Below are 322 nucleotides of genomic sequence, written 5' to 3' on the forward strand. Positions count from 1 at the left end.
TCTTACCGCAAGATGAACCGGCCGCCAAGCGGTCATGCTGCGACGGGACAGCCCGATGAAATTTCTCTGGGATTCGGCGATTGGCCTTCTGGTGGTGACGGGGGGGCTGCTCGGTATGACGCTGCCATTCGGCAAGCTCGCGACCGCGGCGGGTGTCCCGGCCATGGTCTGGGCCTTCGTCATTTCGCTGGGCGCCGGCGGCGTGCTGCTCTTGGCGCTTCTGCTGCGCGGCGAGCGCATCCGGCTGACGCCGCACAAGCTGCGCTATTTCTTCATCACCGCCGCGATCTCTTATGCCATTCCCAATCTCTTGATGTTCTCG

At 63.4% G+C, this 322-nt stretch carries 1 pseudogene; it reads left to right on the forward strand.

Going from position 1 to position 322, the window contains the following annotated elements:
* Positions 1–55 precede the first annotated feature (55 nt).
* A pseudogene (locus tag EN786_RS36780) lies at positions 56–322 on the forward strand (EamA/RhaT family transporter); the annotation flags it as partial.

The organism is Mesorhizobium sp. M4B.F.Ca.ET.143.01.1.1 (genome assembly GCF_004792275.1).
Taxonomy (GTDB): Bacteria; Pseudomonadota; Alphaproteobacteria; order Rhizobiales; family Rhizobiaceae; genus Mesorhizobium; species Mesorhizobium abyssinicae.